The organism is Streptomyces sp. MUSC 14 (genome assembly GCF_001866675.1).
Classification (GTDB): domain Bacteria; phylum Actinomycetota; class Actinomycetes; order Streptomycetales; family Streptomycetaceae; genus Streptomyces.
Genome location: NZ_MLYN01000055.1, coordinates 24,323 through 42,016, shown reverse-complemented (window position 1 = coordinate 42,016; position 17,694 = coordinate 24,323). Strand labels below are relative to the sequence as shown.

At 73.6% G+C, this 17,694-nt stretch carries 13 protein-coding genes and 1 pseudogene; 7 read left to right on the top strand and 7 right to left on the bottom strand.

Annotated elements, in window-relative coordinates; genetic code table 11:
• Positions 1-96: 96 nt before the first annotated feature.
• Positions 97-2,631, bottom strand: a complete 2,535-nt coding sequence (locus BIV25_RS32455; protein WP_071376063.1) for a beta-L-arabinofuranosidase domain-containing protein — start codon at positions 2,629-2,631, stop codon at positions 97-99.
• Positions 2,632-2,812: 181 nt separating this feature from the next.
• On the opposite strand from BIV25_RS32455, the gene BIV25_RS32450 reads away from it, so the two are divergent.
• A complete protein-coding gene (locus BIV25_RS32450; protein ID WP_071376062.1) occupies positions 2,813-3,556 on the top strand; it encodes a bifunctional 2-polyprenyl-6-hydroxyphenol methylase/3-demethylubiquinol 3-O-methyltransferase UbiG in 744 nt (247 codons plus the stop codon).
• 75 nt (positions 3,557-3,631) lie between these two features.
• Here the strand turns inward: BIV25_RS32450 and BIV25_RS32445 are convergent, their stop codons facing one another.
• On the bottom strand, positions 3,632-4,798 hold the full coding sequence (locus tag BIV25_RS32445; protein WP_256256406.1) for a CdaR family transcriptional regulator: 1,167 nt from the start codon (positions 4,796-4,798) through the stop codon (positions 3,632-3,634).
• A gap of 158 nt (positions 4,799-4,956) precedes the next feature.
• On the opposite strand from BIV25_RS32445, the gene BIV25_RS32440 reads away from it, so the two are divergent.
• Positions 4,957-6,444 carry a long-chain fatty acid--CoA ligase gene (locus BIV25_RS32440; RefSeq protein ID WP_071376060.1) on the top strand — a complete coding sequence of 496 codons (1,488 nt, stop codon included), beginning with the start codon at positions 4,957-4,959 and terminating at the stop codon, positions 6,442-6,444.
• Positions 6,445-6,535: 91 nt separating this feature from the next.
• Entirely contained in the window at positions 6,536-6,979 is a 444-nt protein-coding gene (locus BIV25_RS32435; protein ID WP_071376059.1) for a DNA-binding protein, read from the top strand.
• A 40-nt stretch (positions 6,980-7,019) separates the two neighbouring features.
• Here the strand turns inward: BIV25_RS32435 and BIV25_RS32430 are convergent, their stop codons facing one another.
• Together BIV25_RS32430 and BIV25_RS32425 are read right to left on the bottom strand one after the other, a co-directional pair.
• On the bottom strand, positions 7,020-10,175 hold the full coding sequence (locus BIV25_RS32430) for an amidohydrolase family protein (protein WP_071376058.1): 3,156 nt from the start codon (positions 10,173-10,175) through the stop codon (positions 7,020-7,022).
• Between the two features lie 167 nt (positions 10,176-10,342).
• A complete protein-coding gene (locus tag BIV25_RS32425; protein WP_371273091.1) occupies positions 10,343-11,734 on the bottom strand; it encodes a hypothetical protein in 1,392 nt (463 codons plus the stop codon).
• Between the two features lie 116 nt (positions 11,735-11,850).
• On the opposite strand from BIV25_RS32425, the pseudogene BIV25_RS32420 reads away from it, so the two are divergent.
• Both BIV25_RS32420 and BIV25_RS32415 read left to right on the top strand, forming a co-directional pair.
• Positions 11,851-13,083, top strand: a pseudogene (locus BIV25_RS32420) (molybdopterin-dependent oxidoreductase).
• A complete protein-coding gene (locus tag BIV25_RS32415; RefSeq protein WP_071376057.1) occupies positions 13,083-13,391 on the top strand; it encodes a hypothetical protein in 309 nt (102 codons plus the stop codon). The pseudogene BIV25_RS32420 and the gene BIV25_RS32415 overlap by 1 nt, the downstream one beginning before the upstream one ends.
• 22 nt (positions 13,392-13,413) lie before the next feature.
• Here the strand turns inward: BIV25_RS32415 and BIV25_RS32410 are convergent, their stop codons facing one another.
• From BIV25_RS32410 to BIV25_RS32400, 3 genes are all read right to left on the bottom strand, one after another.
• Positions 13,414-14,178, bottom strand: coding sequence for a bifunctional 2-polyprenyl-6-hydroxyphenol methylase/3-demethylubiquinol 3-O-methyltransferase UbiG (locus BIV25_RS32410; protein WP_071376056.1), 765 nt, complete (start codon positions 14,176-14,178; stop codon positions 13,414-13,416).
• 232 nt (positions 14,179-14,410) lie between these two features.
• Complete coding sequence (locus BIV25_RS32405) at positions 14,411-15,028, bottom strand: DUF2064 domain-containing protein (protein ID WP_071376055.1); 618 nt, start codon at positions 15,026-15,028, stop codon at positions 14,411-14,413.
• Positions 15,025-15,726 carry a glycosyltransferase family 2 protein gene (locus BIV25_RS32400; RefSeq protein ID WP_071376054.1) on the bottom strand — a complete coding sequence of 234 codons (702 nt, stop codon included), beginning with the start codon at positions 15,724-15,726 and terminating at the stop codon, positions 15,025-15,027. Before BIV25_RS32400 ends, BIV25_RS32405 begins: the two co-directional genes overlap by 4 nt.
• A 104-nt stretch (positions 15,727-15,830) precedes the next feature.
• Here BIV25_RS32400 and BIV25_RS32395 point away from each other — a divergent pair, with 104 nt between their 5' ends.
• On the top strand, positions 15,831-16,562 hold the full coding sequence (locus tag BIV25_RS32395; protein WP_071376053.1) for a response regulator transcription factor: 732 nt from the start codon (positions 15,831-15,833) through the stop codon (positions 16,560-16,562).
• 2 nt (positions 16,563-16,564) lie between these two features.
• A complete protein-coding gene (locus tag BIV25_RS32390; RefSeq protein WP_071376052.1) occupies positions 16,565-17,677 on the top strand; it encodes a sensor histidine kinase KdpD in 1,113 nt (370 codons plus the stop codon).
• Positions 17,678-17,694 lie beyond the last annotated feature (17 nt).

Genomic DNA, 17,694 nt, shown 5'->3' with positions numbered 1-17,694 from the left:
CAAGTCGAATGCCTTGTTGGCGACAACCAGAATGCTTCGACCGGTCCGGATCGCCAGCTCATCCCTCTCCACTGGTGACAACTACGGTGCTCTGGCTCAGGTCCGCGCGGCGGCGAGGGCCGCGACCTCCGCCGCGGTCAGCGTCCGTCCGTAGACCCGGAAGTCGTCGACCGCCGCCTTCAGGTACGGGTCCGGGTACTGCGACCTGCCGATGTACGCGGCCCGGATGTGGTTGCCGAAGTCGCGGGGCTCGACGGCGACCGCCGTGTTCCGGCCCACCTCGCGGCCGTCGGCGTAGAGCACGGCCGTGCCGGATCCGTAGGTGACGGCCACATGCACCCAGCGGTCCGTCGGCAGTGGGCCTGCGTCGATGCGCTGCTCGGCGCCGCCGCCGCTCGTGGTGATCGCGTAGCGCAGGGTGCCCGCGTCGCTCAGCGGGGTGAGGAACATGTTGGCGCCGACCCCGGTGCCGAAGTCGAAGACGCGGCTCCATGTGGCGGGCTGCCCGGCGAGGTTCACCCAGGTGGCCACCGAGTAGGCGGAGGCGCCCGCCAGCAGGTCGTCGGCGACGGCGACATGGCCGTCCGTGCCGTCGAGCGCGACGGCGCCCGCGAGATGCCCCTGGGTCCAGGCGGCGCCGCCGGTCAGGGTCGCCGCCCTCCCGTTGCCCGTGGCGTCCGCGGCCCTCGTGCCGGAGGTCTCGTCGAAGCGGTACCAGGCGGCGAACTCCGGGGGCGGGGAGGGGGGTCGGCCGGCGAGCCAGTAGACGTTGTAGTACTGGTGGTGGACGCGGGCGATGGGCAGCAGGGTCACGGTCTCCTGGTCGGCCGTCGCGGTGAACCGCAGCGGGTCGGCCGATGTCTGCCGGATCGTGCCCGTGTCCAGCCGGGGCATCGAGTGGCTCTGGGTGGTGCCGTAGGCCCCGGCGAGCACCACCGGACCGTGCAGCACGGCCTGGACGTCCGGGTCGTCTGGGGTGGCTTCGAGGGTCGTGCGCATCGGCAGGGCGACCTCGACCTGGTCGCCGGTCTTCCACGCGCGGTCGAGGCTCAGCCAACTGCCCGTGTTCAAACGGCCTTTGAGCGAACGGCCGTTCAGCTTGACGCTCGCGCCGGAGACCCAGGACGGGATGCGCACCAGCAGCTCGTGCTGTGCGCTCCCGGCGGTGACCGTGAGGACGGTGGAGCCGGTGTCGGGCAGTCGGGTGGTCTGCCGCCAGGTGATCCCCTGCTCCTGCCAGTGCACCTCGGACGGGATGAACAGGTTGACCAGCAGGCGCTGTTCGTCGTGCGTGTAGATCGTGTCCGCGAACTTCGCCTGCGTCTCCATGCCGGTGCCGTGGTCGCAGGAGAAGTTGTCGTAGTCGGTGGAGTACGCGTTCGGGTCGGTGCCCATGAAGGACGGCTGCTGCTTGAAGGAGCCGGGGCCGAGGCCCGTGTAGTAGATGTTGAAGCCGTGTGCCGAGTCCGGATCCTGCTCGCCGAGCATCTGGTTGAACAGGGTGCGCTCGTAGTGGTCGAGCAGGTCGATGCGGTCCGGGGCCTCGAAGTGCAGCAGCCGGGTCAGTTTGAGCATGTTGTAGCTGTTGCAGTTCTCGCAGGTGCCGTTGGACAACTGGGCGGCGACGGCGTCGGGTTCGTGGAAGGCTTCGCCGTTGCTGTTGCCGCCGATGACGTACGAGTGGTGGGCGGTGACGATCTGCCAGAAGTTCCGCGCGACGGTGCGGTAGCGGTCGGTGAGACCCTCCTGCCACAGTCGCATCGCGCCGACCATCTTCGGGATCTGGGTGTTGGCGTGCAGCCCGGCCAGCCGGTCCTCCCCGGCGGCCAGCGGGTCGAAGACCCGGGCGTGGGTGAAACGCTGGGCGACGTCCAGCCAGGCCGCGTCCCCGGTGATCGCGTGCAGATCGGCGAGGACGTCGTTCATCCCGCCGAACTCGGTCTCCAGTACCTGTTGCATCTGGGCGTAACTCAGCTTCCCCGTACGGGTGTCGACCCACTCGCCAAGTTGGAGCACGACATCGCGGGCCTGGGTGTTGGCGGCCAGTCGGTACTGGTCGACCAGCCCCGCCATGATCTTGTGGATCGTGTAGTACGGCGCCCAGACGCCGGTCCCGGCCTCCAGCCGGTCGAAGAAGCTCTCCGGGAACGCCGACAGGTATCCCTTGCCGTAACCGGCCGACGGTGACGTGGCCTGGCAGGCGGCCAGGGCGGCGACGAGGCTGCGGCCCTTGTCGCGCAGCGCGGTGTCGCCGGTGTTGGCGTAGGTGAGCGCGAGACCGGAGAGCAGATGCCCGGTGGAGTGCCCGCGCAGCTCCACGCCCGGTGCCTCCCAGCCGCCGCAGGGCTGGGCGGTGCTGGGCAGGCCGACGTTCAGCCGGAAGGTGTGCAGCAGTCGGTCGATGTCGACGAAGCGCAGATAGGCGGTGTTGCGGTGCTGGTTGTCCTGGAACGGTCCGGCCTGCAGGGTCACCGCGGTCAGCGGGAACGGCTGGACGCGGGTGGCCTGTCGGCGCCGGGCTTCGGTCCGGTGCGGCGCTGCCTGGACGGCACCGGCGTCGGTCACCGTCCGGGCCGCCGCGGTCGCGCCGGCCGCCGTGAGGAAGGACCGTCTGCCGAGGGGTGGGGTCACGAAGTCCTCCGCATGTCGATGGCATGAGTGATGCGTTCGAAATGTCGAAAGCTGTGCGACATGCTGTGCGGGGATCTACCGTAGAGGACTGGCTCCCGGTGTCAATGGCGTGCGAGAGGTACGTGCGCCGGGGCCGATGTCGACTCGACAACTCATAGGCGGGCGGCCAGAATTGGGTGGCATGGAACAGTGCGACCTCTGGGGCGCAGCCGCCGCACGACGCTACGACACCCCCGGTACCGGCATGTTCGCGCCGGAGGTCCTGGAGCCCACGGTGGCGCGCCTCGCCGAGCTGGCGGACGGCGGTGCGGCACTGGAGTTCGCGATCGGGACCGGTCGGGTCGCCGTCCCGCTCGCCCGGCGCGGCGTGCCCGTCACCGGCATCGAACTGTCCGAGCCGATGGTGGAGCAGCTGCGCACCAAGGCCGACGAAGCGACGATCCCCGTGGTCATGGGCGACATGGCGACGACGGTCGCCCCGGGGGCGTACCGTCTCGTCTACCTCGTCTACAACACGATCTCCAACCTGCTCACCCAGGCCGAGCAGGTCCGGTGCTTCCACAACGCCGCCCGCCATCTCGGCCCCGGCGGCCGGTTCGTGATCGAGCTGTGGGTGCCCGAGCTGCGCACGCTGCCGCCGGGCACCGCTGCCACCGTCTGGCACTCCGAGCCCGGATACCTCGGCCTGGACACCTACGACGTGCTCGACCAGCGTGTCGTGTCCCACCACTTCCACTTCGACGACACCGAACACGCGGAGCTGTACCGCAGCCCGCACCGCTACATCTGGCCCGCCGAACTCGACCTCATGGCCCGACTGGCCGGATTCGAGCGGGAGTTCCGGCATGCGGACTGGACGGGGACGCCGTTCACGGCCGAGTCCCGCTCGCATGTGTCGGTGTACCGGATCCCGGCGGAGCGCTGACCGGGCGGCGCGTCCCCGGGCTCGCGCGGCGTACGGGCAGCCGGTCCGACGGCTCCCGGCCGAGGCCCGCGGCGCTCAGGCCGGCAGCAGGCGCAGGGCGTACAGTGCGGCGCCCAGGTCGGCCAGTGCGGCCGGATCCGAGAGGGAGCGGCCCGTCAACTCCTCGATGCGGCGCAGCCGGTAGCGCACCGTGTTGGGGTGGACGAAGAGGAGGTCCGCGGCTTCCGCCGCCGCGCCGCCCGCGGTGAACCAGTGGCCCAGGGTGCGCAGGAGCCGGGCCCGCTCCACCTCGGGGAGTCGCAGTACCGGTCCGAGGGCGACCTCGACCAGCCGGCTCGCCTCCGCCGGGGCCGCGGCGACCAGCATGGCCAGCGGGCTGTCGTCGAAGCGCGTGACCCCCGGCCCGTCCCCGGGCAGTCCGGCCAGGGCCAGCCGGGCGAACCGCAGCGCCTGCGGGGTCTCGCGCAGCGAGTCGAAGCTAGGGCTGACCCCGACCCGGGCGCGCCGTCGGCGCAGTGCACGCAGACTCACCGTCTCCGTGTCCCGGTGCGCGAGCGAGACCAGCCCGATCTGCTGGTCCGGCAGCAGCCGCCAGACCGACGACACCCCGGACCGGCGCAGCGCCGCCTCGATGCCGGGCAGCGGCTCCTGGCCGGGATCCGGCACGGCGGCGGCCACGACCGCGTACGGGCCCCGCTCCGGCAGGCCGAGCTGCCGGGCCGCCTCCCACGGCGTCGTACGGTCCGTGAGCGCGCCCGTGAACAGGGCCTCCGCCAGCGCCGAGCGCCGCGCCTCGCGTTGCAGCGCCAGCTCCGCGCTGGCCTCCCGGTAGGCGGCCGCGACCGCCTCCGCGTACCGGCCGAACAAGGCCCAGATCTCCGACGAACCGGCGACCAGCTCGGCGTCCGTGACCTCTGGATGCCGACGTGCCTCGTCCACCATCTCCGACCAGAGCAGCTCGAACCCGACCCGGTAGGCGTGCAGCGTGTCCGCGAGGGGCACCCCCTGCTCCGCGCGCAGCCGCCCGGTCTGCCGCGCGGCCGCCACGTCCGGCTCGGCGCCGAAGGCGAACCGGCCGAGCAGCAGATCGGCGTTGTCCGCGCAGGACACGCGCAGCGACTCGAACGGGATGAGCGCGTCGTCCGCGTACGACTCGACGTCCGCCCGGATCCGCTCCGTCATCCGCACGCCCAGCTCCGGAAGCCGCCCGCGCAACGCCGCGCCCACATTCTCCAGCCCCATACCCGCAGCGTACGGCGGTCTCTTTGGTTCTGCGAACAACTGCGGCAGGCGTGGACTGTGGGTGCGGCCATGGACGGCCGCCACCCCCCGGGTGATCATGCCGTGAGCGTCGGCGGCGGGACCCGTGGGCGCCGGAAGCAGGGGTGCGAGGAGGCATCATGGCCAATCTGGCGGACTTTCTGGTGGACACGGCACGGCGCCTGCCCGACCGACCGGCGCTGCGTCTGGGAACGACCACCACCACCTACGCCGAGCTGGACCGGCTGAGCGCCCGGGCCGCGGCCCTGCTGCGCACCGAGGGCCTGCGCACCGGCGACCGGGTCGCGCTGATGCTCCCCAACGTGCCCGAGTTCGTGATCCTCTACTACGCCGTCCTGCGCGCCGGCGGCATCGTCGTACCGATGAATCCACTGCTCAAGGAGCGCGAGACCGCCTACCACCTGCGGGACTCCGGCGCCGTGCTGCTCTTCGAGTGGCATGCGGCGCCGGGCGAGGGCGGCGCGGGCGCGGCCGCCGCCGGAGTACGGCACCTGGCGGTCGAGCCCGCCGCGTTCGCCGCCGAACTGGCGTGCCTGGAGCCGCAGTTCGACGTCACACCCGCCGCCGGTGACGACATCGCCGTCCTGCTCTACACCTCCGGCACCACCGGACGCCCGAAGGGCGCCGCGCTCACCCACGCCGGACTGCGTCACAACACCGAGGTCAATGTCACCGAGGTCCAGCGGCTGACCTCCGAGGACGTGATCGTCGGCTGTCTGCCGCTGTTCCACATCTTCGGGCAGACCTGCACGATGAACGTCGCCGTCCGCAGCGGTGCCTCGCTCACCCTCGTGCCCCGTTTCGAGCCGGGAGCGGTCCTCGACGCCATCGCCCGCGACCGGGCCACCGTCTTCGAGGGCGTGCCCACCATGTACGCCGCGCTGCTCCAGCACCCCGCGGACGCCGACGTGTCCAGCCTGCGCATGTGCGTCTCGGGCGGCGCCTCCCTGCCGGTGGAGGTGCTGCACGGCTTCGAGCGGCGCTTCGGCTGCATGGTGCTGGAGGGCTTCGGCATGTCCGAGACCAGCCCGGTCGTCTCGTTCAACCACCCCGACCGGCCGCGCAAGCCCGGCTCCGTCGGCACCCCGATCCGCGACGTCGAGGTCCGGCTGCTCGACGCGAGCGGAGCGGACGTCGCACCGGGCGAGGTCGGTGAACTGGCCGTGCGCGGACCGAACGTGATGAAGGAGTACTGGAACCGCCCCGAGGACACGGCGGCCACCGTGCCCGACGGCTGGCTGCGCACCGGCGACCTGGCCCGGCAGGACGAGGACGGCTACCTCTTCATCGTGGACCGGAAGAAGGACCTGATCATCCGCGGTGGCTACAACGTCTACCCGCGCGAGATCGAGGAGGTCCTGCACGAGCACCCCGCCGTCGCTCTCGCCGCGGTGCTCGGCGTGCCCGATGAGCGGCTCGGCGAGGAGGTGGCGGCCGCGGTGGTGCTGCGCCCGGGCTTCCAGGCGGGCGCCGAGGAGTTGCAGCAGTTCGTTCGCGACCGCGTCGCCGCCTACAAGTACCCGCGCCGGGTGTGGCTGGCGGACGCCCTGCCGATGGGCCCGAGCGGCAAGATACTCAAGCGCGAGATCGTCGCTCCGGCGTCGTGACTCACGTGCCGGGGGGAGCCGGCAGGCGGATGAACAATGTGTTCACAATAATCAGTTGACGCATTGTCGTGCGGAAGTTGATGCTTGCTCCATGGCATCGACCACTGATCCCGTCGACCCCTTCCTCCCCCCGCACCCGGAGCAGGCACGCGCCCGACGGGTCCCCGCCTCCCTCTTCCGTATCGCCGAGCGGCACGCGGCGACGGACGAGCAACGACGGCGCCAGACACACCCGTTGGTCCTCGCACCGCACGAGGCCATGCGGCTCGTGGCGTTCCTGCTCAGCGGGGCCGCGCTGCTGGAGGACGGGGAGCCGGAGGTGGACCACGCCGACATCACGGCCGCGCTGAGCCTCGTACCCACGGTGCGGGCGGAGCTGGACGAACTGGAGGCCGGGCTCCTGGAGATGGCCCGCGGCCGGGGTCTGACCTGGCCCGAGATCGCCTTCGGACTCGGCCTCGGCACCCCGCAGGCCGCCCGGCAGCGCTACGAACGGCTGGCCAGCCGCACCGCCACCGACGACGCAGACGCCTGACCGCCGTACCCCGCCGCGTGCCGCCCTCGCCGCCCGCGTCCTATCCGTTCGCGCCGGGGTGACAGCACGACCCCTCGCGAAGCCGGTGCGCCACCTCCAGCCAGGACCTGCCCCGCGGCGGCTCGGGCACCGACGCGGCACGGTGGGCCGACGTCAACTCACCCTGGGCATACGGGACTCCCTCGCGCACCACGACCGGGATGTCGACGAGCGTGGCGAAGTCGGCGAACGGATCGCCGTCGACGATCGTCAGGTCGGCGATCTTGCCCTCCTCCACCGTCCCGAGGTCGGCGTCGAGGCCGAAGAGACGGGCCGGTTCGGCGGTCGCGGTGTGCAGGGCCTCGGCCGCCGAGAACCCGTGCGCGCGCAGGGCGCGCAGGCCGAGGTGCAGCGACAGCCCGACCGGGACCAGGGGCGCGTCGGTACCCAGGGAGATACGGGTGCCGTGCGACACGAGCCTGCGGTAGTCGGCCATCTCCCGCTCCAGGGCCCGCCGATCGTGATCCGTCGGTGCGGCGCCCGCCTCCTTGCGCACGGCAGCGACGTCCCACGGCGGCATGAGCGCGGTCACGCGCGGGTCGTCCGCCAGACCGGGGTCGTCCGCGAGCAGGATCTGGGCATGGAACGGCGTGATGATCATCGCGAAGGAGCCGTCCGCGTACAGCTGCGCCAGGTCCTTGTTCACCCGGCCGAGCGGTGTCGTGGCATGTCCGTAGTCCAGGCGCTGGGTGGCCTGGAGGTGGGTGGTCAGGTCCTGTCCCGCCGAACGGCCGGGCGAGCACAGATGGCTGCCGCTCGGCACACCCAGCGCATGTGCCGTCTCGGCCGCCATGGCCATCGTCTCGCCCGGCGCACGCACATACGTCTTGACGAAGTCGACCTCCAGGGCGGCGGCCCGCCGCAGCGAGCGCCGCACGCCGTCCCGGGTGCGGTGGGCGCGGCCCATGGCGTACGCGGTGCGCGCACCGTCGAGCAGTTCGGCGCAGGCGAGTTGGCGCGGCCCGAGCAGGGCGCCGGACCCGGCCGCCTCGCGCAGCCGGACCGCGTCGTACAGCGGACTGCCGAGACAGAACGTGGTCGTGATGCCGTAGGCGAGCGTGGTCAGGCTCTGGCGGGCGCCGTATGTGGCCGAATAGGGATGGGTGTGGCTGTCGAACAGCCCGGGGACGACGGTCCGTTCGGACGCGTCGAGGGTGCGGTGCCGCGGGCGGCGGGAGCGATGGGGCTCGATCGTGGTGATCCGCTTGCCGTCGACCAGGATGTCGACGTCGTGGCGCGGCGGCGCTCCGGTGGCGTCCCACAGCTGCCCGGCGTGGATGCGCAGCGGCTCCGGCCGCGCTCCGCCGCCCGTGGTCAGCCGGAGCGGGAGGGTGCGGGTCCGGGCGGTGCCGACGGCGAGGCTGCGCAGCCGGCCCTCGGAGAGGTACAGGATCGTGCCGGAGTCCGCCGACCAGCTGGGGTGGTCGGCCGGTTCGTCGGTGAGCCGCCGGGCGGGTCCGGACGGGGTGCCGTCGGCCGTCACCGGCAGCAGCCACAGTGCCGACTCGGCGACCAGCGCCATCCTGCGGCCGTCGGGTGACCACACCGGTCCGGAGGCGACGCGGTCGGACAAGGACTGGTGCTCCGCGGGCAGATGGCGGCGCTCCCGGCCGGTGCGGGTGTCGATCACCCGGATGAGGTTGTAGCCCTCACGGAAACGCTGGTTGAGCCGGTTGCGGTCGCAGAACGCGACGTACCGCCCGTCGGGCGACCAGGTGGGTGCACCGGGCGGACCGTCGACCGCCAGCGGCTTGGCCAGCGTCTGCTCCTCGGCCGTGGCCAGGGTGCGCAGCAGCAGGTTCCCGGTCACGTCCTGGCAGGCCAGCCGGGTGCCGTCCGGCGACAGCGCGGGGTACAGCCGTCCGCCGCCGGTCACGGCCTCGTCGGTGCCGTCGTGCAGGTGGTACCGGTGTACGGCCGTCAGCCCGTCCCGGTCGGTGCAGTACAGCAGGCTGCGCCCGTCCGGCGCCCACGCGGGCATCTGCACCCAGTGGACGTCGGCCTCCCGTACGAGTTCGCGGGGCGTGCCGTCCACCGGCATCAGCCACAGGGCGCCCAGTGCGGCGAACGCCACGCTGCGGCCGTCGGGGGACAGGACCGGCCGGTGCAGGCCCAGCGCCCGGTCCGGCTCGTCCGGGGCGAGCGGGCGCCGGCGCGCGCGCCGGGACGGGTCCGGCACCGGCATCCGTGCGGTGAACGCAACCTCCCGCACGGAGGAGTCGGCCAGGGAGCGGATACGGATGCGGCCGTCACCGACGTACAGCAGCTCGTCCTCGCTCAGCCAGCACAGCGGTGCGGCGGCCAGGTCCTCACCGGTCGTGACGACCTCGCCGTCCGCCATCAGGGCCGCCGTGTCGGCCGAATCCCCGGCGGTGGACGGCCCGTTGAGGTGCACATAGGCGATCCGGCCGGCCGGTGAGACGGACGGACACAGCAGCCGGCCGCCGGTCACCGTGCGCACCACCTGCGCCTCGCCTCCGGCGGCGGGGACGCGGACCAGCGACAGACCGCCGTCGTTGCCGCCGCCGGCGACGTGTGCGGCGCGCACGCACACGAGCGAGTGCCCGTCCGGCGACCAGGCCGGATCGTAGTCCTCGAAGTCCCCGCCGCTGAGCCGCCGGGGCTGTCCGCCGGCCGCGTCCACCACCCACAGGCCGTAGGAGCCGCCCGCGGTCGCGTCGCCGCCGCGCTCGGAGGAGAAGGCCAGCCGGGTCCCGTCGGGCGACCAGGCCGCCCCCCGGTCGTCCCACGGCCCGTCGGTCAGCTGCCGCAGTCCGCCGCCGTCCGGCCGCAGCGTCCACAGGTGGAAGCCGCCACCGCGGTAGCCGCACACGGCCAGCGTCCTGCCGTCCGGGGACAGCGCGGGGCGCGTCGCCTCCAGCGTCCAGTCCGTCACCTGCTCCGCCACGCCACCGGCGCGCGGGATCCGCCACAGGACGCCCTGCACCTCGGCGATCAGCTCACCGTCCGCCCCGGCGCCGGTGACCGAACCCCCGGTCAGCTCCGTGAAGGTGACGTGCCGCCCCGCCGGGCCCGTCGGCGCGGCGGCCGCGGCCGGCGGTTCGGCCGCCGTCGCCGTGCGCGCGGACGTGGCGGTGACCAGCCCGGCCGCCGCCGTCCCGAGGAACCCGCGCCGATTGAACCTGCCGACGTCCATCCCCTGTCCTTCCTGCCGATCTCGGTCATCGCCCAGCGAAGTCGCACCGGTGCCTCTCGCACCAGTGGGCCATTTCAGCCACTGCGGCCCCGTCCCACGCCCAGCGCAACGTCCGCTCGCGTCCGACGGTCACGCGCAGTCACCCCGGTGACGGACCTGACGTGACGTCACCACCCAGTGAACAGAAGGTGGTTGATCAGCAGGGCGAGTCCCGCTTGGGCGGCGAGCCAGGCGCGGGGCCGGGAGAGCAGGGCGCAGGCCGGGAGCAGCCACAGGGCGAAGGGCAGCCAGATCCGTTCCGTCTCCGCCTTGCTCATGCCGGACAGGTCGGCGATCAGCAGGGCGAGCAGGGCCGCCGACACGAGGAACGCGAGGCGGAGGTGTCCGGGGTCGGGCCGCGTGGTGCGGGAGCCGCGGCCGCGGAGCAGTACGGCGCTCGTGCGGCGCAGGCCCGCCGCCGTGGCCGGGCCGGTGATGATCGCGGTGCAGGCCAGGTTGGCCCACACCCAGTACCCATAGGGACGGGTGCCACCCACGCCCTGGTAGTAGCGCGTGACGAGCAGGTGGTAGCCCTCCCACCAGTCGAACCCGGCGAGCGCGAACACCGCCGGGAACACGGCCAGTCCGGCGAGCAGACACAGCAGCAGGGCGGGACGCTCACGCAGTCCGGCCCGGCCGAGCACGAGCACCGCCGCGCCGATCAGGGCGAACAGCGTGAGACCGTAGGAGAGATAGCAGGTCAGCCCGGACAACAGACCGGCGGCCGCCGCGCACCACAGGGACCGGCGGGTCAGGGCCAGGGCGAACAGGGCCAGTGTCCAGGCGGCGACGGCGGCGAAGTAGCCGTCCGCCGAGACACCCTGCCACACCGCCGCCGGAGCCAGCACCAGGAACGGCGCGGCCCGCCGCGCGAGCGTCTCGCCGGTCAGCGCGCGGAGCGCGACCAGCACGGCCACGCACCCCGTCGCCCCGACCACGATCACGAACATCCCGGCCCAGCCGCCGCCGCGCAGCCCGATCCGGTCCAGCAGGACGAAGGTCAGCGTCGCGGCCGGCGGATGACCGGCGATGTGCGCGGGCCAGGGGTGGGGGGTGCCGTCGACGATGTGGTGGGTGAAGTCGCGGAGCGTCGCCGGGATGTCCTGGAAGCGGTCGATGACCCGCAGATACTCGTTGGTCGTGGTCAGCCGGCCGGCGATGCCCCGCTGCCAGCCGTCGATCCACGCGAGGGAGAAGATCCAGGCCAGCGCGGTCGCCCAGGCCGCCGCGAGCAGTCCGCGCCAGGGCAGCCGGGCGGCGAGCGCGGGGCCGTACGCCACCGTGGCCACCGCCGCCGCGAGGGCCGCCGGGGTGCCGGGGCCGACGTGCGGGTCCCAGTCCGCGAAGACGGGCGGCCAGTGCACGAACAGGGTGTGGCGGGTGTCCTGGATGTGCCGCCCGACCAGGACGGCCACCGTGACCAGGAGCACGGCGGCGAGCACGGCGTACAGATCGCGGCGTGCGGACCGGGACACATCGTGGTGGACGGGGCGGGGCTCGGCGGGGAGGAGTTCGCGGATCACACCGGAACGCTAGGCCGGGGGAGCCGCACGTGGCCGCCTGCCAGGCCGGACGGCAGCGTTTTGTCATGGGCCGTGTCCCCTTTTCCGGGTGCTCTCCGGCCTGCGGTCGGGACATGCGCGACCGATCCCGGCTTCCCACCTCCCCAGGTTTCTGGCGCAGCCCGCTGCGCGGTACCTGGTTCACCTCCGTGCTCGGCCTCGTCCTGCTCGTCGGCGTCACCGTGCTGTTCGTGACCGGCCTGGTGTCGTACGCCGCCTACAACCCGGACCTGTCCCGGGTGAACGACATGACACCGGACAAGGGCGTCCTGGGCTTCTACCTCTTCGACTGGCCCTCCGGCCCGGTGCGGCTGTACCGCTTCACCCAGGGCCTGCACGTCACCCTGGGCGTCACCCTGATCCCGGTGCTGCTGGCCAAGCTCTGGTCGGTGGTGCCCAAGCTGTTCACCCTGCCCCCGGCCCGCTCCGTCGCCCACGCGCTGGAGCGGATCTCGCTGCTGTTGCTGGTCGGCGGCGGGCTGTTCGAGTTCACGACCGGCGTGCTCAACGCCCAGCTGGACTACGTGTTCCCCGGCTCCTTCTACCCGCTGCACTTCTACGGCGCCTGGGTCTTCTTCGCCGCCTTCCTGGCGCACACCGCGCTGAAGACCCGGCCGCGCTGCGCGCCGTACGGCACCGGGTGCGCGACGAGAGCGAGCTGGCCGCCCCGCGTCCGGACGCGCCCACCGTGTCCCGGCGCGGCGCGCTGGGGCTGGTCGGCGGCGGCTCCCTGCTGCTGTTCCTGACCACGGTCGGGCAGAGCCTCGGCGGCCCCTTCCGGCGTACGGCGCTGCTCGCGCCGCACGGCACGGCCGACCCCGGCGGCGGCCCGAACGGCTTCCAGATCAACAAGACCGCCGCCTACGCCGGTGTCACCGCGGCCGACACCCACGAGGACAACTGGCGCCGCGTCGTCACCGGCCGCACCGCAACCGTCTGCCTCAGCCGCGCCCAGGCCTCTCCAACTGCCCTTGCACAGCGCGACGTTGCCCATTGCCTGCGTCGAGGGATGGTCCACCGCAGACCAGTGGTGGCGCGGGGTACGGCTGCGCGACCTCGCGGCGCTCGTCGGGTACGACGGCGACCCGCCGGACGTGCTCGTGGAGTCCCTGCAGAGCCACGGCGCCTTCCGCCGCGCGGCCCTGCGCGCCAATCAGGTGACCGACGGCCGCTCCCTGCTCGCCCTCTACGTCAACGGCGAGGAACTGTCCCCCGACCACGGCCACCCCGCGCGGATCATCGTGCCCGCGGCCCCCGGTGTGCTCAACACCAAGTGGGTGGCCCGGCTGGCCTTCGGAGACCTGTGATGCCCCGCCTGACGCTGCCGCGCACCGTGCTGCCGCGCCGCCTTCCGCTCGGCAGCCCCTTCCAACTCCTGCTGCTCGCCTGCTCGTTCGCGCTGGCCGCCTGCGCCGGTATCCGGCTGTTCGCCGACGACTGGTTCGGGGTGGCGCTGTGGATCGTCGGCGCGGCCCTGCTGCACGACCTCGTCCCGGTGCCGCTCTACGGGCTCGCGGACCGCATGGTCGTGCGCGGGCTCGGGGCGGCCGGACCCCGTACGTACGGGTACCGGCCGCGCTGTCCCTGCTGCTTCTGCTCGTCTGGTTCCCGCTGATCAGCGGGATGACCGCCCAGCGCTACCAGCTGGCCACCGGGCTCTGTCCGGACGGCTTCCTCACCCGCTGGCTGCTGATCACGGCCGTCCTGTTCGGCGGCTCGGCGCTGCTCCTGGCGTTCCGCGTGCGCAGGGCCGCGAAGCAGCGCCCGCCCGCCTCCCACTGAGCCACCGGCCGCCAGCTGCTGCGGCGCGCGTGCCGCAGCAGGGCGGGGGTGCCGAGGCGCGCCCAGGGAAAGGCGTCGGTGTCGCCCGGAGTCGAGGTGGTCGTACCGACGACCTCGACCTGGGCGCGCTCGTCGACGTCGGCCGGCACGGTCTCGGCGATCAGCAGACCGCCCGGGCGCAGCAGTTCGGCCACCCGCGCCAGCAGGGCGGCCGGGTCGCCGCCGATGCCGAGGTTGCCGTCCATGAGCAGGACGGTGCCCCAGCGGCCCGCACCGGGCAGCGGCTCGAAGACCGAGCGGCGCAGCACGGGGCCGCCGAGCCGTTCCGCGTGCTCGACGGCGGCCGCGCTGACGTCGACGCCGAGGGCGGTACGGCCCCGGGCGGCGAGTTCCGCGACCAGCCGGCCCGGCCCGCAGCCGACGTCCAGGACGGCGCCCTCGCAGCGGTCGAGCACCGCCAGGTCGACGCGATCGGCTCGGGCACACCAGCGCTCCACCTCCAGCGGCAGCAGCCAGCCGTCGCTGCGGCGCAGGAACAACGGACCCCGGCCGGAGCGCAGCGCGGCGTCGTACGGATCGGCGACGGCCCAGGCGGCCGGGGCGGTGTGCGTGCCGGTCATCGTGGGTCTTCCGGGGTGTGGTGTGGGGTGAGTCGGCCGTGTGCGGTAGGCGTGGTGGGGGCGGGGGTGCCGGCGGCGGCCGAGGCGTGTCGGACTGTCCGGGCGGCCGGGGCGGTGTGCGTGCCGGTCATCGGGGGTCTTCCGGGGTGTGGTGGGTGTGGTGGGAGCGGGGTGCCGGCGGCGGCCGAGGTGTGCCGGACCGGCCTGGCGGCGCGGGCGCCGGACGCGCCGCTCATGGCGAGCCGACCCGGGTGCAGCGGGCCAGCCGCGCCGCGAACCGGCCGTGCGGGGCCAGCGCGGCGACGGCACGGGCGTCGGCGGCGGTGTCGACGTCCCGCAGCCGGGGCAGATCGCGCACCCGCAGCCCGGCCGCCAGCAGCCGCTCCCGCTGGACCGCCCCGGTCTGCGGAGTCGACATCGGCACGCCCCGCAGCAGCGCGGGATCGGGCGCCGCGAGCCCGAGGGCCCAGAAGCCGCCGTCCTGCGCCGGACCGAACCAGGCGTCGCACCCCGTGAAGTCCACGGTGAGCAGCTCCGGCGTGACCTGCGGCGTGTCCATGCCGATGAGCAGCGCCGGGCCCGCGCAGTGCGCGAAGGCGTCCGCCAGCCGCTCGTCCAGCCCGCCCGCGCACTGCGGCAGCACCTCGAAGCCGGACGGCAGCCAGTCGCCGGGCGTGCCGTCCAGGACCAGGATCCGCCGGGTCGCCGGGGTGGCCGCCACGGCGTGCAGGGTGTCGGCGAGCGCCGCCTCCGCGAGCCGTGCCGCCTCCTGCGGCGTGAACGGCGGGGTGAGCCGGGTCTTGACCCGCCCCGGCAGCGGTTCCTTGGCGATGACGAGGAGTGTGGTCATCGGACGGCCCCCCGGTCCGCCGGGACCTCGGCCAGCACGCGGCTCATGTCCCGCACCGCCTGCCAGGTGCCCCGCCAGGTGCCCGTCACCTTGGACTCGCCGGTGCGCGGCCGGTAGGGCACGTCGTGCTCGCGGACGCGCCAGCCGGCGTCGGCGGCGCGGACGACCATCTGGAGCGGGTAGCCGCTGCGCCGGTCCGTGAGGTCCAGCGCGAGCAGCGCTTCGCGGCGGGCGGCGCGCAGCGGGCCCAGGTCGTGCAGGCGCAGCCCGGTGCGCCGGCGCAGCATCCGGGCCAGCGCGAGGTTGCCCGCCCGGGCGTGGGCGGGCCAGGCGCCCCGGCCCTGCGGCCGGCGACGGCCGAGGACCAGGTCGGCCGCGCCGTCTCGGACCTCCCGTACGAAGGGTTCGAGCAGGGCGGGATCGAGCGAGGCGTCGCAGTCGCAGAAGCACACGATGTCGGCGGTGGCCGCGGTCAGCCCGGCGTGGCAGGCGGCGCCGAAGCCGCGCCGAGGCTCGTGCACCACCGTGGCGCCGAGAGCGCGGGCGAGGTCGGGGGAGCCGTCGGTGGAACCGTTGTCGACGACGAGAGCGCGCCAGCCGGCCGGAATCCGGCCGAGCACCCAGGGCAGGGCCTCGGCCTCGTCCAGGCAGGGCAGCACCACGTCGACGTCCGTGGAAGTGGTCGTCACGGGTTTCACCCTACGAACGCCAATCGGGCATTTGGGACTTCGGGACCTTACGAAACGCGGACGCCGGCACCTCTGCCCCGTCGGCGCCGACCCGCAGGTGGGAGGCTGGAGGCATGCACTCGCCGTACCCGCCCCTCGGGGCCGAAGCCACCGGTGCGGCGGCCCGGGTCCTCGTCGTCGACGACGACCCGACCGTCGCCGAGGTCGTCACCGGATACCTGCACCGCGCCGGCTACGTGGTCGACCGCGCCGACGACGGCCCCACGGCCCTGACCCGTGCCGCCGCCCACCGGCCCGACCTCGTGGTGCTCGACCTCATGCTGCCCGGCATGGACGGCCTGGAGGTGTGCCGGCGGATGCGGCACGACGGCCCGGTGCCGGTCATCATGCTCACCGCCCGCGGCGACGAGGACGACCGCATCCTCGGCCTGGAGGTCGGCGCCGACGACTACGTCACCAAGCCCTTCAGCCCCCGGGAACTGGTGCTGCGCGTGGAGTCCGTCCTGCGCCGCAGCCGCCCCGCCGCCACGGGGCACCGGCTCGCCGCGGCCGGACTCACCGTCGACCCGCACGCCCGCCGGGCCACCAAGAACGGCACCGAACTCGCCCTGACCCTGCGGGAGTTCGACCTGCTGGTCTTCTTCCTGCGGCACCCGGGCCGGGCCTACAGCCGCGAGGACCTGATGCGGGAGGTCTGGGGCTGGGACTTCGGCGACCTGTCGACGGTCACGGTCCATGTGCGCCGGCTGCGCGGCAAGGTGGAGGACGACCCGGCCCGTCCCCGGCTGATCCAGACGGTCTGGGGCGTCGGCTACCGCTTCGAGCCGGCCGGGGCGGTGGACTGACCATGCGCGCCACCCTCCTCATCGCCCTCTACGCCTTCGCAGGCGCCGCCGCCGCGGGCGTCGCGGGAGCGGCCGTGCTGCGCCTGATCCGGCGGCGCTCGCTGACCGCCTCCGTCGCCGTGGTCGCCGCGGTCGGCGTCGGCGCCATGCTGGCCGGCACGCTCGCCGTCGCCTGGGCGATGTTCCTCTCCTCGCACGACCTGACCGTGGTCACCACCGTCGTCGCGATGGCGGCCGTGGTCTCCCTCGCCACCGCGCTGCTCCTGGGCCGCTGGGTCGTCGCCCGCAGCCGCGAACTCGCCGACGCCGCCCGCTCGTTCGGCGACGCCGGTGCCTTCGCCGCCCCGCACGGACCGGCCACCGCCGAACTGGACGCGCTCAGCCGCGAGCTGGCCGCCACCAGCGCACGGCTCGCCGAATCCCGGGAGCGGGAGCGGGCGTTGGAGAAGTCCCGGCGCGAGCTGGTGGCGTGGATCTCCCACGACCTGCGCACCCCGCTGGCCGGACTGCGCGCCATGTCGGAGGCGCTGGAGGACGGCGTGGCCGCGGAGCCCGACCGGTACCTCAAGCAGATCCGCACCGAGGTGGAACGCCTCAACGACATGGTCGGCGACCTCTTCGAACTCTCCCGCATCCACGCGGGCACCCTCCCGCTGCACCCCTCCCGGATCTCCCTGTACGACCTCGTCGGCGACGCGCTGGCGGGAGCCGATCCGCTCGCCCGGGAACACGGCGTACGGCTCGTGGGCGACGGGGTCGCGCCCGTTCCCGTCGAGGTCGACGCCAAGGAGATGACCCGCGTCCTGGGCAACCTCCTGATCAACGCCATCCGCCGCACCCCGCCGGACGGCACGGTGGCGATCGCCACCGAACGTACGCAGGACGGTGTGGTGCTGTCCGTCAGCGACGGCTGCGGAGGCATTCCCGAGGAGGATCTGCCCCGCGTCTTCGACACCGGCTGGCGCGGCACCGACGCCCGCACGCCCCCGGCGGGCGCGGGGCTCGGCCTCGCCATCGTCCGCGGCATCGTGGAGGCCCACCAGGGCCGGGCGAGTGTCCACAACATCCCCGGCGGTTGCCGTTTCGAAGTGACTCTGCCCATTCCAACGCCATGAGCCGCCGCGATCGTTCC